Annotated in this window: 15 protein-coding genes; 2 read left to right on the plus strand and 13 right to left on the minus strand. The window is 70.5% G+C overall.

From position 1 onward, the window contains the following. Window positions 1–4: 4 nt before the first annotated feature. Genes cydC through ACLQ2O_RS34795 form a run of 4 tightly spaced genes read right to left on the minus strand, consistent with a single transcriptional unit; the run spans window position 5 to window position 5,656 of the window. Window positions 5–1,615, minus strand: a complete 1,611-nt coding sequence (gene cydC / locus ACLQ2O_RS34780) for a thiol reductant ABC exporter subunit CydC (RefSeq protein WP_425840532.1) — start codon at window positions 1,613–1,615, stop codon at window positions 5–7. Beyond that, window positions 1,612–3,234 carry a thiol reductant ABC exporter subunit CydD gene (gene cydD / locus ACLQ2O_RS34785; RefSeq protein ID WP_425840535.1) on the minus strand — a complete coding sequence of 541 codons (1,623 nt, stop codon included), beginning with the start codon at window positions 3,232–3,234 and terminating at the stop codon, window positions 1,612–1,614. The genes cydC and cydD overlap by 4 nt, the downstream gene beginning before the upstream one ends. After that, window positions 3,234–4,220 carry a cytochrome d ubiquinol oxidase subunit II gene (gene cydB, locus ACLQ2O_RS34790; RefSeq protein ID WP_425840538.1) on the minus strand — a complete coding sequence of 329 codons (987 nt, stop codon included), beginning with the start codon at window positions 4,218–4,220 and terminating at the stop codon, window positions 3,234–3,236. Before cydB ends, cydD begins: the two co-directional genes overlap by 1 nt. A gap of 11 nt (window positions 4,221–4,231) precedes the next feature. Beyond that, window positions 4,232–5,656, minus strand: a complete 1,425-nt coding sequence (locus tag ACLQ2O_RS34795; protein WP_425840541.1) for a cytochrome ubiquinol oxidase subunit I — start codon at window positions 5,654–5,656, stop codon at window positions 4,232–4,234. A gap of 112 nt (window positions 5,657–5,768) precedes the next feature. On the opposite strand from ACLQ2O_RS34795, the gene ACLQ2O_RS34800 reads away from it, so the two are divergent. Together ACLQ2O_RS34800 and ACLQ2O_RS34805 are read left to right on the plus strand one after the other, a co-directional pair. After that, the gene (locus ACLQ2O_RS34800) at window positions 5,769–6,155 is read left to right on the plus strand and encodes a BlaI/MecI/CopY family transcriptional regulator (RefSeq protein ID WP_425840544.1); all 387 of its coding nucleotides are present in this window, start codon (window positions 5,769–5,771) and stop codon (window positions 6,153–6,155) included. Beyond that, a complete protein-coding gene (locus tag ACLQ2O_RS34805) occupies window positions 6,152–7,057 on the plus strand; it encodes a M56 family metallopeptidase (RefSeq protein WP_425840547.1) in 906 nt (301 codons plus the stop codon). Before ACLQ2O_RS34800 ends, ACLQ2O_RS34805 begins: the two co-directional genes overlap by 4 nt. 175 nt (window positions 7,058–7,232) lie before the next feature. On the opposite strand, the gene ACLQ2O_RS34810 is transcribed toward ACLQ2O_RS34805, so the two are convergent. The 9 genes from ACLQ2O_RS34810 to smc form a co-directional block, all read right to left on the minus strand. Continuing rightward, complete coding sequence (locus tag ACLQ2O_RS34810; RefSeq protein ID WP_425840550.1) at window positions 7,233–8,324, minus strand: threonine aldolase family protein; 1,092 nt, start codon at window positions 8,322–8,324, stop codon at window positions 7,233–7,235. Between the two features lie 33 nt (window positions 8,325–8,357). Further along, a complete protein-coding gene (locus ACLQ2O_RS34815; protein WP_425840553.1) occupies window positions 8,358–9,056 on the minus strand; it encodes an anti-sigma factor family protein in 699 nt (232 codons plus the stop codon). Then, window positions 9,053–9,700, minus strand: coding sequence for a sigma-70 family RNA polymerase sigma factor (locus ACLQ2O_RS34820; RefSeq protein ID WP_425840556.1), 648 nt, complete (start codon window positions 9,698–9,700; stop codon window positions 9,053–9,055). The genes ACLQ2O_RS34815 and ACLQ2O_RS34820 overlap by 4 nt, the downstream gene beginning before the upstream one ends. Window positions 9,701–9,706: 6 nt before the next feature. After that, window positions 9,707–10,240 carry a hypothetical protein gene (locus tag ACLQ2O_RS34825; RefSeq protein ID WP_425840559.1) on the minus strand — a complete coding sequence of 178 codons (534 nt, stop codon included), beginning with the start codon at window positions 10,238–10,240 and terminating at the stop codon, window positions 9,707–9,709. Window positions 10,241–10,393: 153 nt separating this feature from the next. After that, the gene (locus ACLQ2O_RS34830) at window positions 10,394–11,422 is read right to left on the minus strand and encodes an alcohol dehydrogenase catalytic domain-containing protein (RefSeq protein WP_425840561.1); all 1,029 of its coding nucleotides are present in this window, start codon (window positions 11,420–11,422) and stop codon (window positions 10,394–10,396) included. Window positions 11,423–11,468: 46 nt separating this feature from the next. Continuing rightward, window positions 11,469–12,044: a TetR/AcrR family transcriptional regulator gene (locus ACLQ2O_RS34835; RefSeq protein ID WP_425840564.1), complete on the minus strand. Its 576-nt coding sequence runs from the start codon at window positions 12,042–12,044 to the stop codon at window positions 11,469–11,471. A 62-nt stretch (window positions 12,045–12,106) separates the two neighbouring features. Continuing rightward, the gene (locus tag ACLQ2O_RS34840) at window positions 12,107–12,493 is read right to left on the minus strand and encodes a type II toxin-antitoxin system VapC family toxin (protein WP_425840566.1); all 387 of its coding nucleotides are present in this window, start codon (window positions 12,491–12,493) and stop codon (window positions 12,107–12,109) included. Between the two features lie 14 nt (window positions 12,494–12,507). Beyond that, a complete protein-coding gene (locus ACLQ2O_RS34845; RefSeq protein ID WP_425840569.1) occupies window positions 12,508–12,783 on the minus strand; it encodes a type II toxin-antitoxin system Phd/YefM family antitoxin in 276 nt (91 codons plus the stop codon). A gap of 46 nt (window positions 12,784–12,829) precedes the next feature. After that, window positions 12,830–16,378 carry a chromosome segregation protein SMC gene (smc, locus tag ACLQ2O_RS34850; protein ID WP_425840572.1) on the minus strand — a complete coding sequence of 1,183 codons (3,549 nt, stop codon included), beginning with the start codon at window positions 16,376–16,378 and terminating at the stop codon, window positions 12,830–12,832. Window positions 16,379–16,494: the final 116 nt, after the last annotated feature.

Below are 16,494 nucleotides of genomic sequence, written 5' to 3' on the forward strand. Positions count from 1 at the left end.
ACACTCATGCCAGATCCACGATCGGTCGCGTTGGGTGGGGCGCCAGTTCCGGGCGGTGCGTGAGTAGTACGACGGTACGACGCCCGGCCGCGCGGAACAGGTCGCTCAGCAGACTCCGGGCCGTCTCCTCGTCCAGGTGCTCGGTCGGCTCGTCCAGGACGAGCACCTCGTGGTCGGCCAACAGCAGCCGGGCGAACGCCAGCCGCTGCCGCTCACCGCCGGACAGCCGCGCGCCGTGCTCCCCCACCATCGTGTCGAGCCCCTTCGGCAGGCCGTGCACGAACTCACCCAGCCGAGCCCGGTAGAGCGCGTTCCACAGCTGCAGGTCGCTCGAGCCGGGCTTGGCGAGCAGCAGGTTCTCCCGGATGCTCGTGTCGAACACGTAGCTCTCCTGCGTCAGCAGCCCGACCTTCGCCCGTACCTGGTCCCCCTCGAGCCGCCGTACGTCGGAGCCGTCCAGCAGCACCTCACCCGCGCGCGGCTCCAGGAAGCGGAGCAGCACCAGGGCCAGCGTGCTCTTGCCCGACCCGCTCGGACCGGTGATCACCACCCGGCTCCCAGCCGGTAGATCCAGGTCCACGTCGCGCAGCACGTCCTCCGGCCCGTACCCGACCCGCAGACCCCGCACCTGCAGCCCAGACCCCGCAGGCATCGGCAGCGGCTCCGAAGGCTCGGCCACCGGCACCGGCGTCCCCAGCAAGTCCTCCACCCGCTGCAAGGACGCACGCACCCTGATCGCCAACTGCGCCGCGACCGGGATCCCACCCAGCACATCAGCCAGAGCCAGCGGCGTCAGCACGAGCACCGCGTAGACCGGGCCAGACTCCCCAGTCCCAAGCACGAGCCCGGCGATGCTCGCCGCCCCCACGCACACCACCAGCAGCGCGCCACCGAGACCAGTGCTCCACGCAGACCGCCGCTGCGCCAAAGCCAGCCGCCGGTCCGCCGCCTCGAACGACGCCAGTACGTCGTCCACTGCATTGAAAGCCAGTACGTCGGCCGCAGTCTGCAGGTCCTCCGTCGCAGCAGCCGCCACATCTCCCCGAGCCCCGGCCATCATCCGCTCGGCCCTCGAAGCGCTGGCCGCCGTCAGCCACGGCACCACCGTGCAGGCGACCAGGACAGCAACAGCCACCGCAGCACCTGCCACGGGGAGCAGCAGCACCAGCAGCCCAACAGTCGCCGTAGCGGTCACCACTGCCACCAGCACCGGCAGCAGCACCCGCAACCACAGGTCGAGCACCGCATCGATGTCCAGCACCAGCCGTGACAGCAGGTCCCCACTCCGGGACGACGCCAGCCCGACCGGCGCCAGCGGCTCCAGCCGCTCGGTGATCCGAGCCCTGGTGTCGCCCAGCACCCGGTACGCCGCGTCGTGGCCGGCCAGTCGTTCGACGTACCGGAACACCCCGCGACCAACACCGAAGGCCCGTACGGCGACGATCGCCACCAGCAACGTCAGCACCGGGGGCTCGGCCGAGGCCTTGGTGATCAACCACGCCGAGGTGGCCAGCAGCCCGACCGCCATCCCCGACGCCAGCACTCCAGCCAGTACGGCGAGCAGCAGCCGCGGCCGCACCCGCCGCGCGGGCATCGCCAGTCCGAGCACGCTCATACCTTCACCAGCTCCCTGGATACGGAGACCACTCGATCAGCTGCGTCCATCAGCGCCGGCCGGTGCGCGACCAGCAAGACCGTCCGCCCGGTCGCCCGCAGCCCCGCGACGACCGCCGCCTCGGCCACGGGGTCCAGCCCGGCCGTCGGCTCGTCCAGCAACAGCACCGGCGCATCGGTGACCAGCGCCCGAGCCAGCGCGACTCGCCGACGCTGTCCGCCCGACAGCAACTGCCCCTGCTCCCCCACCGGCGTACCGAGCTCCAACGAGGCAGCTCCTGCCGTGTCCAGCGCCTGGCACACCTCAGCATCAGTCGCAGCGGGCCGCCCGAGCCGCACGTTGTCCGCGATGCTCCCCACTCGCAGACCAGGCCGCTGCGGCACCCACCCGAACTGCTGCCGCCACAGCCCCATGTCGAACTCGTCCATCGCGCTTCCCCCCGCAACGACCACACCGCCCGAAGGCACGACGAACCCGAGAATCGCCGCCAGCACCGTCGACTTCCCAGCCCCACTGGGCCCCGTCAGCGCCACCACCTCGCCCGGCCACAGATCCAGGTCGAAGCTCTCCACCGCAGCCTGATCCCGGTCCGGGTACCGCACGGTCACGTCGTGCAGGTGCAGCCCGGTCGACCGCAGATCCGGCACATCGGTCCTGTCACCAGCCAGAGGCAGCGGCGTCTCCAGCACCCGGAACACCTCTTCGCTCGCCGCGACCCCGTCCGCGCTCGCGTGGAACTGGGCACCGACCTGCCGCAACGGCAGGTAGGCCTCCGGCGCCAGGATCAGCACGAGCAGCGCCGTCTCCAGCCCGAGCTTGCCCTCCACCAACCGCAGTCCGACACCGACCGCGACCAGCGCGACCGAGATGCTCGCCAGCAGCTCCAGCACGAACGACGACAGGAACGCAAGCCGCAAACTCGCCATCGACGCGACCCGGTGCTCCTCGGTCACCCGTCGTACCGACTCGGCCTGGCCCTTGGCCCGCCCGAACAGCTTCAGCGTCGCCAGCCCGGACACCACGTCGGAGAAGTGATGAGCCAGTACGGCGAGCGCCCGCTGCCGCCGGCGACTGTAGGCCTGGGTGGCCCAGCCGACCAACGCCATGAACAACGGGATCAGCGGCAGTGTCACCACCACGGTCGCCGCGGCGATCAGGTCACCGGTCGCCATCCAGCCGACGACGCCGGCCGGCACAGTCGCCGCCAGGACGAGCTGCGGCAGGTAGCGGGCGAAGTACGGGTCGAGGTCGTCGAGTCCTTTGGTCAGCAGGGTCGTCAGCTGGCTGCTGCGCTCTCCGCTGAGCCACGAAGGCCCCAGCTTCAGCGAGTGCTCCAGGACCCGCCGCCGTAGCGTCGACTTCACCGCGGCCGCCGCCCGTTGCGCCACGACCTCCTGCAACCACGTCAGCGCGGCCCGGCCGGCAACGACCGCCGCCAGCAACCAGGCCACTTCACCGACACCAGAACCGTGCAACACGACCCCCGAGATCCCCCGCGCGAGCAGCACGGCCTGCAGGATCACCAGCACACCAGTGGCGACGCCGATGGCCACCGACCCGGCCAGGAACAGCCGGGCCGCCTTGGCCTGGCGCAGCAACCGTGGATCGACCGGCTTCATCAGACGCCGACGATCACGCGCTTGCGGAACACCCAGTACGTCCAGCCCTGGTAGAGCATCACCAGCGGCGTGAAGATCGCGGCGATCACCGTCAGGATCTTCAACGTGTACGGCGTGGACGCGGCCGCCACCGTGGTCAGTGTCGATCCTGGGTCCAGCGTCGACGGCATCACCGCGGGGAACATGGCGGCGAACAGCGACGTCACCGCCAGTGCGACGGCCAGCGCCGTCCCCGCGAAGGCCCAGCCCTCCCGGCGCAACCTGTTCGCGACCAGCCCGCCGACAAGCGACGCAGCGGCCAGACCGGCGATCAGCACCGACCACCGGTCCCCGCGGAGCTCCTGAGCCCAGGCCAGGAACCCGACGGTGAGCACCGCCGCCACCAGCCCGGTCCACCCGGCCAGCCGGTTGGCCCGCTCCCGCAGGTCGCCCGTCGTCCGCAGGGCCAGGAAGATCGCGCCGTGGGCGACGAAGACCGCCGTGAAGGTCACACCGCCCAGCAACGCGAAGGGACTCAGCAGGTCACCCAGCCCACCGACGAACTCGTACGACGCGTCCAGCGGGATGCCGCGGACCAGGTTGGCGAAGGCGATGCCCCACAGCAGCGCCGGGGCCAGCGACCCGATCACGATCAGCGTGTCCATCCGGGACCGCCAGGGCAGGTCGTCGCGCTTGCCCCGGTACTCCAGCGCGACGCCGCGCAGGATCAGCGCGACCAGGATCGCGAACAGCGGCAGGTAGAACGCGCTGAACAGCGTCGCGTACCACTCCGGGAAGGCCGCGAACGTCATCGCGCCGGCCGTGATCAGCCAGACCTCGTTGCCGTCCCAGACCGGCCCGATCGTCGTCACCACGGCCCGTCGCTCGGGCTCGTCGCGACCCAGCACCCGGAGCAGGATGCCGACCCCGAAGTCGAACCCCTCGAGCACGAAGTAGCCGATCCACAGGAACGCGATCACCATGAACCAGACCGTTGTCAGTTCCATCGTCAGTCCCCTCAGTACGCGAAGGACAGGGGCTTGGCCTCGGCCGCGCCGTCGTCATCGGAGTCGGGCCCGGAGGGATCCGCCGGCGGTGACGTCCCGGCCAGCCCGGCCCGGATCGACTTGAGCATCAGCTTCACCTCGACCACCGCCAGTACGCCGTACAGGACGGTGAACCCGATCAGGCTGGTCAGGATCTCCGCGCTCGTCGTCCCGGGCGACACCCCGGCCGACGTCGGCATCAGCCCGAACACCAGCCACGGCTGCCGGCCGGTCTCGGTGAACACCCAGCCGAAGACGTTCGCGAACAGCGGCAGCAGCGGAAGCGGCAGCGCCATCCAGATCAGCCACCGGTGCGGCTCACGGCCCTTGCGGGTCATCCACAGCAGCAGGACCGCCAGCGCGACCGCCGTCATCCCGACCCCGATCATCAGCCGGAAGGTCCAGTAGGTCAGCGGGACGTTCGGGTTGTACGAGCCGGGGCCGTAGAGCTTCTCGTACGACTGCTGCAGGTTGTTGATGCCCTGTACCTCGCCGTCGAACGTGCCGGTGGCCAGGAAGGACAGCAGGTACGGCACCTTGACCGAGAAGATCTCCTGCGAGCCGTCCAGCGTGCCGACCGTGAACACCGAGAACGACGCCGGCTTCTCGGACTGGTAGAGCGCCTCGGCCGCCGCCATCTTCATCGGCTGCACCTCGGTCATCACCTTGCCCTGCTGGTCACCGCTCAGCGCCACGCCGGCCCCGGCGGCGATCACGATCACCGCGCCCAGCCGCATCGCGGTCCGGAACGCGCCGGTGTCGACGCCCGGCCGGCGGACCAGGTGCCAGATCGCGACCGCCGCGACGAACGCGCCACCGACCATGAACGCGGCGAAGATCGTGTGCGGGAAGGTGACGAGCACGACCTTGTTGGTCAGCACCGCCCAGATGTCGGTCAGCTCGGCCCGGCCGCGCTCGGCGTTGTAGCGAAAGCCGACCGGGTTCTGCATCCACGAGTTGGCCGCCAGGATGAAGTACGCCGACAGTTGCGTGCCGAGCACCACCATCCAGATGCAGGCCAGGTGCACCTTCTTCGGCAGCCGGTCCCAGCCGAAGATCCACAGGCCGATGAAGGTCGACTCGACGAAGAACGCGAGCAGCCCCTCCAGCGCGAGCGGCGCCCCGAACACGTCGCCGACGAAGCGCGAGTAGTCGCTCCAGTTCATCCCGAACTGGAACTCCTGAACCAGGCCGGTGACCACGCCCATCGCGATGTTGATCAGGAAGAGCTTGCCGTAGAACTTGGTCAGCCGCAGGTACTTGTCCTGGCCCGTGCGGTACCAGGCGGTCTGCAGGCCGGCCGTGATCGCGACCAGCGAGAGCGTCACCGGCACGAAGAAGAAGTGGTAGACGGTGGTGATCGCGAACTGCCAGCGCGCCAGATCGAGCGTGTCCATCAGCCCTCCCGGGCGATCTACGACGTTACGTAGTAGATGCTAGCGCAGATCTACGACGGGATGTAGTAGATACCGGCGACGATCTACTACAACGTGTAGTTATACTGGTCACGTGACCACCGACCCGAAGGCTCCGCGACCGCTCGGCGAGCTCGAGCGGGTGGTGATGGAGCAGCTCTGGGCGGCCGACACCGCGCTCACCGTGCGGGAGGTCCACGAGCGGCTCTCGCTCACCCGCGACCTGGCCTACACCACCGTCATGACGGTACTGGACCGCCTGGCCAAGAAGAAGCTGACCGAGCGCGAGCGCGACGGCAAGGCCTGGCGGTACAAGGCCTCCGCGCCGCGCGCCGACCTGGCGGTCGACCTGATGCGCGACGCCCTCGACCAGGCGGGCGACCGCCGGGCGGCGCTGGTCAGGTTCGTCGGTCAGGTCTCCGACGAGGAGGCCGCGCTGCTGCGTGAGGCCCTGAGCAAGCTCGAGGCGCGAGAGGGGTGATCACCCCGATCCTGCTCGCGGCACTGGCTCTGGTGCTGACCGGGCCGGCTCCAGCCTTGCTGGCTCGCTCCAGCTGGCCCTACCGCATCCCCCGCGCAGCAGTAGCGCTCTGGCAGGCCCTGTCGATCGCGGCCGTCCTCGCAGCGCTCGGCGCCGGCATCTCCCTGTCGTACTCGACAGCAGGTGAGCCCGGCGAGCCACGCTTCGACCCGTCGTCGCCGAGAGACCTGGCCGCCGCGGCAGTCCTCGCACTGACCGCACTGGTCGCCATCAGACTCCTGTACGCCGCCGGCCGCGTCGCCGTCGGCACCAGAGCCCGACGCAAGCGCCACCGCGACCTGGTCGACGTACTGGCCACTCCGGACGGCCTGATCCCCGGTCTGCGGGTGCTGGCCGAGGAGACTCCGCTCGCCTACTGCCTGCCGGCGATGCGCGGCTCCCGGGTCGTCGTGTCGGTGGGCGCGCTCGACCGGCTCGACGACAGCGAGCTGCGCGCCGTACTGGCGCATGAGCAAGCGCACCTCCGCGCCAGGCACGACCTGGTGCTCGAGGCGTTCACGTCGTTGCACATGGCGTTCCCGCGCTGGGTCCGCAGCGACGTCGCGCTGGAGCAGGCGCGCACGCTGGTGGAGCTGCTCGCCGACGACGACGCCCGCCGCCGCAGCGGACCGCTGCCGCTGGCCCGTGCCCTGGTCGCGCTCGCCGGCTCCCCGGCACCCGCCGCGGGCATGGCGATGGCCAAGTCCGCGACGGTGCTGAGAGTCCAGCGTCTGGCCGACCCCGAACCGCGTTTCCCCCTGCTGTCGGCGGCGACCTACGCGACGGCGGTCGCACTGCTCGTGCTGCCCACCGTCACCGTCGCCGCTCCCGTGCTGAAGGCGCTGGCCGAAGCCGTCCGCTGACGCCTTTTGTTGCTTGTAGCAATTACTTACCCGAAGCGCTTACCCTCACCCCGTGCCACCGCCAGCAGCACGAGCCCCGACAGAACCAGCAGAACGATCATGGTGAAAACGAACGTCAGCACAGACTTACAACTCTCCCCGCCTTGATGCGAACAACCTCACAGGTGATACGCACCTAGTCTTCCAGAAGTTCCCCGAAAGCCTTCACCACTTCGTCGACCGGCCAGGCCAACGTGTCCGGAGTCACCACCAGCTCCACCCACGACCAGCCCGGGACGTCGGCCGGCTGCCACGTCCAGGTCAGCGACTCGCGCGTCGCTTCCATCCGGCGTACGGCGGCCCGCTCCATTGGGCCGGCCGGACGCGGCGCGTAGAGGCGGAACGAGTTCGTGTGCGGCGGCTCGGGAAACACCCGGTACCCGATGGACTGCAACGCGACCGCCAGCTCGACGGCCCGGTCGTGCAGGTCACCCATCAGCGGCAGCACCGAGCGGAGACCCTCGCGCGCCGAGACGGCGTACGGGAAGAGCGTGTACGGGTTGGCACCGAGCCGGCGCTGCCAGCGGCGCACCTCGGCGATCACGTCGACCGGTCCGGCAACCGCGGCTCCGCTCAACCCGCCAAGGCCCTTGTAGAACGAGACGTAGACCGTCGTGGCCAGCTCGGCGACCTCGGCCAGGCTGTGCCCGAGGTACGGCGTGCTCTCCCACAACCGGGCGCCGTCCAGGTGCAGCGGTACGCCGCGCGCCGCACAGGCCTCGGCGAAGAGCACCAGCTCGTCCCAGGTCGGCAGTACGAAACCGGCGTCGCGCAGCGGCAGCTCCAGCGTCACCGCTGCCAGCGAGCCCGGGATGGCGGCCAGCTCGTCCGGCCGCGGCTGCCGCGGCTCGGCACACAGCCGCTCGATCCGGAGCTGATGCACCTCCTCCAACGCGTTCAACTCGTGCACCAGGAGGTGGGACAGCCCGTGCACGGCGACCCGCTTCGTACCGGCCCGGTCGGCGAACACCCGCAGCACGCTCTGCTGCGCGGCGATCCCGGTCGGCATGAACACGGCCGCCGGCTTGCCCAGCAGCTCGGCGACCTCCGACTCCAGCAGTGCGACCTCACCGCCGCTGCCGTAGCCGTCGCGCTTCTCGTCGGTCGCCACGTCGGCCAGCCGGCGCAGTGTGTCCGCCACGGACAGGCGGCGCCCGGTCAGCCAGCGAGTGGACTCGGCAGCAGCTGCCGTACGGCGTACCTTCAGGTCTTCGGAGGAGTCAGCCACTCGTCCATCCTCTCCCTACCGGCAACCGGGTTTTCACACCTGGGTGGTGACGACGTGCTCCCCCTGGACCGTCCGGATCTCCACCGAACGCACCTGCTCCAGCGGCACCAGCACCCCGCCGCCGAACCGGCTCCCCTCGCGTGCGGCCTTCTCCGACACGATCCAGCTGCCGGCCGTCCACGTCCGGCCCGCCTTGTCGGTGACGAGCATCTCGCACTCGGCCCCGGCCTTCAGACCGGTCAGGTTGACCACGACCCAGCTCCAACCCGTCCGCGGCTCGACCGTCGTCGCCATCGTCGTACCGGTGGAGGCGTCGGTCGCACTGGACTGCTTGGACCCGGCCGGCGTGTCCTCGGCGACCACTTGGTCGACCGACTGCCGCCCGATCGCGACACCGCCGCCGAGCGCTCCGGCGACGACGACTACCGCGGCAGCCGCCAGCAACCAGCGGCGGCGCGGCCTGGCCTTGGTGGCCGGGGCCGTCTCTTCACGAGCGGCCCGCAGCGTCCGCTGCAGCAGCAGGTCGCCGTCGGTCGGCGGTCCGTCCAGGAACGCCTCCGGCGGGACCTCTCCGAGGAACTCCTTCATCTCTTCGAACTCCGCCAGCTCAGCCGAGCACTCCGCGCAGCCGGCCAGGTGCTGCTCGACCTCACGCGCCTCGTCGGGCTCCAGCGCACCCAGTGCGTAGGCACCGAGCTGTGAGCGGTCGTGGCCGCCGTCGCTCGCACTCATCGGGCCACCTCCGTTCCGGACGTTCCGGCTCCACCCAGCACACTCCGCAGCGCTCGGAGGGCGTAATACGATCTCGACTTCACGGTACCGGGCGGGACGCCCAGCTCCTTCGCGGCCTCGGTCACGGTCCGGCCCCGGTAGTACAGCTCCACCAGGACCTCACGGTGCTCCGGCGTGACCTGCTCCAGCGCGTCCAGCACGACCATGCTGTTCACCACCGACTCGGAGTGGTCCCGCTCGACCGGCGGCCGGTCCTCCACCTCCGCGACCTCAGCAGGCCGTACGGCGCGGGCGCGGGCCCGGTCGGTGACGAGGTTGCGGGCCACGGTCAGCAGCCAGCCGCGGACCGAGCCCTTGCCGTCGATCAGGTCGTCGGAGTGTTTCCAGGCCCGCAGCAGGGTCTCTTGGACGACGTCCTCGGCAGCAGCCCTGTCACCGGTCAGCCGGGTGGCGTACGCGAGCAGGCTGCGGCCGTGCTCGGCGTAGAGGGAACGGATCAGCGCCTCGGCACTGCCGTCCGGCTCGCCCACCGCTGTCCTCCCGGCCTCGACACTCGCGGTCGTTCGTACGATAGGCGATCCGTCGCGCTCGGTGACCGCAGGGCTCGCCAGCGGGCCCCGCAGCACGTACCCGACCGACGTCATGCCGACTCAGTAGCCGGAGTTACCGGTGTCGCCGGCGGCCGGCGCGGTGGTGATCTTCTTGCCGTCGGCACCGACGACCCACCAGGTGCCGAGCACACCCTGGCCCTTGCCGTCACCGGGCTGGGTGTCGGTCGCGTACTGGTACAGCGGCGCACCGGCCAGCGTGAGCTGCTTGCTGCCGTCGGTCCGGGTCACCGTGCCGACCAGTGACGCGTCGACGCCGTCCAGCTGGGGCGCGGCAGTGCCGGCCTTCACCGGCGGCCACAGCGCGGCGCACTCGCCGTCACAGTTGGACTTCGACGGGCTGGTGGTGTCGGTGTCGAACACGTACAAGGTGCGCCCGTTGCCATCGACAACGACTTTGCCGAAGTTCGCGACGTCCGCCGTCGCCAGCTTCGGCGCGGCGCTCGGGTTCGGGGTGGTGCTGCTCTGGCTCTGCGGCGCGGCGGCGGGGGTCGTCGTGCCGTCACCGCTGCCACAGGCGGCCAGGGCCGCCAGGCCGAGTACGGCGGTGGCGGCGACAAAGGCGAAACGCTTCATGGAACCTGCTCCTCGGGTGAGTGTTTCTCAGACACCCTCCACACGGACACATCCCAGAACCGGTTCAGCGGTGTGACCGGATCTATCGTCACGTAACGGACAACGAGATCCCGACCGCCGTCCAGCGCGCCCTGGACGCCGTCGACCAACTGCTCAGTGGTTGGTGGTGAGGACCATGCGGAACCGGGCGTCGCCGGACAGCATCCGCTCGTACGCCGCACCCGCCTGCTCGAGTGGCACCGTCTCGACCATCGGCCGGACGTCGTGCGCGAGGGCGAACGCGAGGTTCTCCTCGTTCTGGCTCGGGGTGCCGGTCAGCGAGCCCTGGATGGTCTGGTCGTTGAAGATCAGCGACGTGGTGATCTCGACCGGGTCGCTGGTGACGCCGACGATGATCAGCCGGCCGTGCAACGCGAGCCCGCCGAGCAGCGCGGTGATCGCGGCGCCGCTCGTCCCGGTCGCGATGACGACCTGCGCGCCGCCGAGCTCCTGCAGCGCCTGGGCCGGGTCGACCGCCGTGCTGTCGATGTACTCGTCCGCGCCGAGCTTCAGGGCCAGGTCCCGCTTCGCCTCGCCGCGAGCGATCGCGACGACGCGCAACCCGAGCTTGGCGGCGTACTGGATGGCCAGGTGACCGAGTCCACCGATCCCCTGTACGGCGACCAGCGCGTCCGGCCGCGCGGCGCTCTTGCGCAGACCGTTGAACACGGTGATCCCGGCGCACAGCAGGGGCGCGGCCTCGGCGGCCGAGATTCCCTCCGGTACGGCGACCAGGCCGCTCGCCCGGGTCGTCATGTACTCGGCGTAGCCGCCGTCGACGCTGACCCCCGCGATCGGCTGGTCGGTGCAGAACACGAAGTCGCCGCGGCGGCAGTTCGCGCAGACCAGGCACGGGCCGGCGTGGAAGCCGACGCCGACGCGGTCGCCGACCTGCCAGCCGGTGACGCCGTCGCCGAGCGCGTCGACCCGGCCGACGATCTCGTGGCCCGGCACCACCGGCGTACCGGGTGGCAGGGCGCCGAGCAGGTTGTGCACGCCGGCCTCGTCGCTGTGGCAGATCCCGCAGGCCTCGACAGCGATCCGGACGTGACCGGCGGCGGGCGCGGTGAACTGCTTGTCGACCAGGGTGAAGACACCATCGAGAGCCTCGACGGCGCGATACGTTCCAAGACGGTCGGTCATCTTGCTCTCCTCAAAAGAAAGCCCCTCGGGTGAGGGGCTGTGAAAACTACGGCTTCAGCAGGCTGTCGAAGGTCAGTGCGAAGAACACCTCGAAGGCCGCCTGCGACTTGTCGGCGCGGGCCTGGATCAGCGTCCCTTCCCAGGCGCTGAGCAGGTAGCGCGCGGTCTGGTCGGGCCCGAGGTCGGTCCGGATCTCGCCGGCCTTCTGCCCGTCCGCGATCGCCGAGGCCAGCAGGCCACTCCAGTACCCGAGGCCCTGATTCACGGCGACCCGGATCGGGTCGCTGTGATCGACGATCTCGGTCCCGAAGTTCCCCAGCAGGCAGCCCCGAGCGATCCCGAACCGCACCACCTCGTCCCGCAGGAACTCGAAGTGCTTCCGAATCCGCTCGGTCGGCGCCACCGCCGGATCCGCCAGATCCATCAACCGCCGCTGCTCGCCGTACCGCTCGAGCGCGACGATCGCGAGTGCTTCCTTGCTCGCGAAGTGGTTGTAGAACGAGCCCTTCGGCACCCCCGCACGGTCGGTGATGTCCTTCACCGCCGCCGCATTGAACCCCTTCTCATGGAACTGGGCCAACGCCGCGTCAACGATCTCTTCCCGCATGCTCCTCCGCGCCATGCCTCCAATATGACCGGTCGTCTCAAAGAAATCAAGTAAACAATTTCCAGTGCGGTACGCCGTCAGACGGCGTGGACGGTGAGCAGCTCGTCGAGGCCCTTGAAGTCTGCCACGTTCCGCGTGTAGAGCGGCAGCCCCCGGGCGGACGCGATCGCCGCGATCATCAGATCCATCCGCCGCGGCCGTGGATCCCGTCCTGCCGCGACCGTCAGCGCAACCAAGCTCCCGTACCGCGTCACGGCGTTGCCGTCGAAGGGCAGCGGATCGAACATTTTCACCGCCGAACTCAGCACCTCGGACCGGGCAGCACGGGTGAACGGATCCTTGGCCATCCCTACGCCCTGATGCAGTTCAGCCAGCGAAACAGCCGTCAACTCCCAGCGCTCCGGAAGCTGCACGGTGTCCAGATCCAGCAGGTCGATGTAGGTGCAGGTGTCCAGCACGCCCACCGGTGGACGGTCGCTCATACGCGCTCGAACGGGTCGTCGTCATCCCCGAGACGATCTTCGGTACCGAAGAACTCGTCCGCTTCCTGCCGCATCGCCGCGGCGTCGATCCGCGGCAGGAGCCGAGCCTGGGACATCAATTCCTCGGTGGTCGGCTGACGCCGCTTGGCCAGCGGACGCAGCTCGGCGACCTCGGCACCGTTTCGGGTGATGTGGAACGTCTCCCCCGCCTCCACAGCATCCATCACGGCCGCGGACTGGTTCCGGAACTCGCGCTGCGTGATGACCTTCATACCCCCAGCGTAGCGCGATGAGACACACCTCGCTACAGCAAGAGATTTACGCCGGTTCAGGCTCCCGGATCCGCTGGGAGATGACCGCGGACACCCCGTCGCCGCGCATCGTGACGCCGTACAGGGCGTCGGCGACCTCCATCGTGCGCTTCTGGTGGGTGATGACCAGGAGCTGGCTGTTCTCGCGGAGCTCCTCGTAGATCTCCAGCAGGCGGCCCAGGTTGGTGTCGTCGAGCGCCGCCTCGACCTCGTCGAGGATGTAGAACGGCGACGGGCGGGCCTTGAACAGCGCGACCAGGAAGGCGACCGCGACCAGCGAGCGCTCGCCACCGGACAGCAGCGACAGGCGCTTGACCTTCTTGCCGGGCGGGCGGGCCTCGACGTCGATGCCGGTGGACAGCATGTCGCTGGGGTCGGTCAGCACGAGCCGGCCCTCACCGCCGGGGAACAGCCGGCTGAAGACGTGCTCGAAGGCGACCTCGACGTCGCGGTAGGCCTCGGTGAAGACCTGCTCGACGCGGTCGTCGACCTCCTTGACGATGTCCATCAGGTCGCGACGGGACTTCTTCAGGTCGTCCAGCTGCTCGGCGAGGAACCGGTGCCGCTCCTCCATCGCCTCGAACTCCTCGAGGGCGAGCGGGTTGATCCGGCCGAGCTGGCCGAGCGCGCGCTCGGCCGACTTGAGCCGCTTCTCCACCTTGGTGCGGTTGAACGGCTCGCCCGGCTGCTCGACGTCGGGGTCGTCCCCCTCCTTCGGCAGCGGCGGGACCAGCTGGTCCGGCCCGTACTCCGCGATCAGCGGCTCGACCTCGGTGCCCAGCTCGCCGAGCGCCTTCTCGTACAGCTGCTCCAGCTTCATCTTCTGCTGGGCGCGGGCGAGCTGGTCGCGGTGCACGGTGTTGGTCAGCTGCTCCAGGTCGGAGCTCAGGTTCCGGGTGGAGGACCGGGCCTGGGCCAGCCCCTTCTCCCGGTCCGCGCGCTGCGCCTGGATGGCCGAGCGCTCGGTGGCCGCCAGCTGCAGCGAGTGCTCCAGCCGAGCCAGCACATGCCCAGTGGCCAGGTGCACTGCCTGCGCCGCCTCGGACTGACGAGCCCGCCGCGACGCCCGCGCGATCGCCCGGGCCCGGGCCTCGCGCTCCTGCCGTGCCGCGCGCTCCAGCGAGTCGGCCCGGCCGGACAGCGCCCGGGCCCGCTCCTCGGTGGTCCGCAGCGCCAGCCGCGCCTCCATCTCGGCCGCCCGACCGGCCTTGGCCGCCTCGGCGAGCCGGTCGCGCTCGGTCGGGTCCGGCTCGTCGCCGCCGTCCTCGTCGTACGTCTCCGCGTCGTTCAGCCGCTGCTCGAGGTCGGCCAGACCGGACAGATTCCGGTCGCGCTCCTCCTCGGCCGCCGCGATCGCCTCGGCCATCCGCTGCGCCTCACCGCGCGACGCCTTGGCCAGCGAGCCGAACTGCGCCAGCTGCTCGGCCACGGCCGCCATCGCCGCGTCCGACTCGTGCAGCCGGGCCAGCGTGATCTCGACGGACTCCTTCTGCTGCGCCCGCTCCTGCTCCAGCGCCGCCAGCTCGAACCGCAGCCGCTCGCTGCGAGCGGTCGCCTCGGTCAGCTTCTCCGCGGCCTCGTCTACGGCCGACTGCACCTCGATCAGGCTCGGCGCGGCATCCGACCCGCCGTACGCGAAGTGCGCACCCAGTACGTCGCCCTGCCGCGTCGTCGCGGTCACGTCGGGCAGGTGCTGGACCAGCGACTGCGCCGCGGCCACGTCGTCGACCACCGCGACCTTGCGCAGCAGGCGGCGCAGCGCCGGGCGCAGCTGCTCGGGGCAGTCGACGACCTCCACCGCGTACGTCGCGCCGTACGGCAGCTGCGGCCAGGACGCGTGGTCCTCGCTCGGTGCGTCGCCCAGCAGCATCCCGGCGCGACCGAGATCGTGCTCCTTCAGGTGCCCGACGGCCTCGACGGCGGCAGCGGTGTGCGTCACGGCGACGGCGTCAGCAGCCTCACCGAGCGCGGCCGCGATCGCCGTCTCGTACCCGGCGCGGACGCTCAGCAGCGCGGCCACGGACCCCATCAGCCCGGTGACCTGCTCGGAGGCGGCCAGCAGGGCGCCGGCGCCGTCCTTGCGGTTCAGGCCCATCTCCAGGGCGTCCTTGCGGGCGGTCAGACCGGCCCGCTCCCGCTCGGCGTCGCGCTCCTCGGCGCGGACCTTGGTGAGCCGCTCGTCCATCTCGTCCAGGACGCTCTGCGCGGCCTCGAACTGGTCGTCGAGACCCTTCTCACCGGCGTCGAGGCCGGCCACCTGGGTCTCCAGCGCGGTGAAGTCGTGCTGCGCCTTCGCGGCGCGCTGCTCGGCCTCGCGCTGGTTGGCGGCGAGGCGGCCGATCTCGGACTCGGCGGCGGACGCGCGGCTCTTCAGCGCGTTCACCTGGCCGGTCAGCCGGGCCAGGCCCTCGCGGCGGTCGGCCGACGCCCGGATCAGCGCGGCGATCCGGCGTTCTTCCTCGGAGTGCTGGGCCTCGAGCTGCTGGCGGCGTTCGATCGCCTCGGCCAGCATCTCGGAGTGCGCCTCGACCTCGGCCTCGATCTCCGCCTCGGTCTCGCGGACCCGGGCGGCCTCCAGCTCCAGCTCCTCGGGGTCGCGTCCGGCCCGCGGCTCGTCGGCCTCGTCGTTCAGCGACCGGATCCGGTCGGCGGCGATCCGGGCGGTGCCCTTGATCCGCTCGCCGAAGCCGGACAGCGAGTACCAGGTGTCCTGGGCGGCCTGCAGGGCCGGCGCGTCCTCGCGCAGCGCCTCCTCGAGGTCGGCCTCGGTCTCGCGGGCCTCGCGCAGCGCCTCCTCGATCTCGGCGCGGCGCTGGGTCATCGCGGCCTCGTCCTTGAGCTCGGCCTCGAGCGCGGACTGGGCCTGGACGATGTCGTCGGCGAGCAGCCGGGACCGGCCGTCGCGGACCTCGGCCTGGATGGTGACGGCCCGGCGGGCGACCTCGGCCTGCCGGCCGAGCGGCTTGAGCTGACGGCGGATCTCGGCGATCAGGTCGCCGAGGCGGTGCACGTTGCCCTCGGTCGACTCCAGCTTCCGCAGCGCCTTCTCCTTGCGCTTGCGGTGCTTCAGGACGCCGGCCGCCTCCTCGACGAAGCCGCGGCGGCCTTCGGGCGTGGCGCGCAGGATCGAGTCGAGCTGGCCCTGGCCGACGATGACGTGCATCTCGCGGCCGATCCCGGAGTCGCTGAGCAGCTCCTGGACGTCGAGCAGCCGGCAGTTCTGGCCGTTGATCTGGTAGTCGGAGCCGCCGTTGCGGAACATCGTCCGGGAGATCGTCACCTCGGCGAACTCGATCGGCAGCGCGCCGTCGGTGTTGTCGATGGTGAGCACGACCTCGGCGCGGCCCAGCGGGCTGCGGCCGGAGGTGCCGGCGAAGATGACGTCCTCCATCTTGCCGCCGCGCAGCGACTTCGCACCCTGCTCGCCCATCACCCAGGCCAGGGCGTCCACGACGTTGGACTTGCCGGAGCCGTTCGGGCCGACGATGCAGGTGATCCCTGGTTCGAAGTTCATCGTCGTCGCCGAGGCGAACGACTTGAAACCCCGGAGCGTCATGCTCTTCAGGTACAAAGCCTTGCTCCCAACCCGTGAAAGGACAGACGGTATCCGATGGAACCGTCGTAACTGCCGGTGCTACTGCGGCTACCCGGGGGAAGGTGTTCCAGGCCCGA

Source organism: Kribbella sp. DT2, assembly GCF_049844575.1.
In the GTDB taxonomy this organism is placed as follows: Bacteria; Actinomycetota; Actinomycetes; order Propionibacteriales; family Kribbellaceae; genus Kribbella.

Excerpts from the sequence above, each read along its gene's own strand:
- ACLQ2O_RS34835 (WP_425840564.1), bottom strand. The coding sequence starts at position 12,044 with ATGGCGCGGAGGAGCATGCGGGAAGAGATCGTTGACGCGGCGTTGGCC.
- ACLQ2O_RS34820 (WP_425840556.1), bottom strand. The coding sequence starts at position 9,700 with ATGACGTCGGTCGGGTACGTGCTGCGGGGCCCGCTGGCGAGCCCTGCG.
- ACLQ2O_RS34830 (WP_425840561.1), bottom strand. The coding sequence starts at position 11,422 with ATGACCGACCGTCTTGGAACGTATCGCGCCGTCGAGGCTCTCGATGGT.
- cydC (WP_425840532.1), bottom strand. The coding sequence starts at position 1,615 with ATGAGCGTGCTCGGACTGGCGATGCCCGCGCGGCGGGTGCGGCCGCGG.
- smc (WP_425840572.1), bottom strand. The coding sequence starts at position 16,378 with ATGACGCTCCGGGGTTTCAAGTCGTTCGCCTCGGCGACGACGATGAAC.
- ACLQ2O_RS34825 (WP_425840559.1), bottom strand. The coding sequence starts at position 10,240 with ATGAAGCGTTTCGCCTTTGTCGCCGCCACCGCCGTACTCGGCCTGGCG.
- cydD (WP_425840535.1), bottom strand. The coding sequence starts at position 3,234 with ATGAAGCCGGTCGATCCACGGTTGCTGCGCCAGGCCAAGGCGGCCCGG.
- ACLQ2O_RS34795 (WP_425840541.1), bottom strand. The coding sequence starts at position 5,656 with ATGGACACGCTCGATCTGGCGCGCTGGCAGTTCGCGATCACCACCGTC.
- cydB (WP_425840538.1), bottom strand. The coding sequence starts at position 4,220 with ATGGAACTGACAACGGTCTGGTTCATGGTGATCGCGTTCCTGTGGATC.
- ACLQ2O_RS34845 (WP_425840569.1), bottom strand. The coding sequence starts at position 12,783 with ATGAAGGTCATCACGCAGCGCGAGTTCCGGAACCAGTCCGCGGCCGTG.
- ACLQ2O_RS34815 (WP_425840553.1), bottom strand. The coding sequence starts at position 9,056 with ATGAGTGCGAGCGACGGCGGCCACGACCGCTCACAGCTCGGTGCCTAC.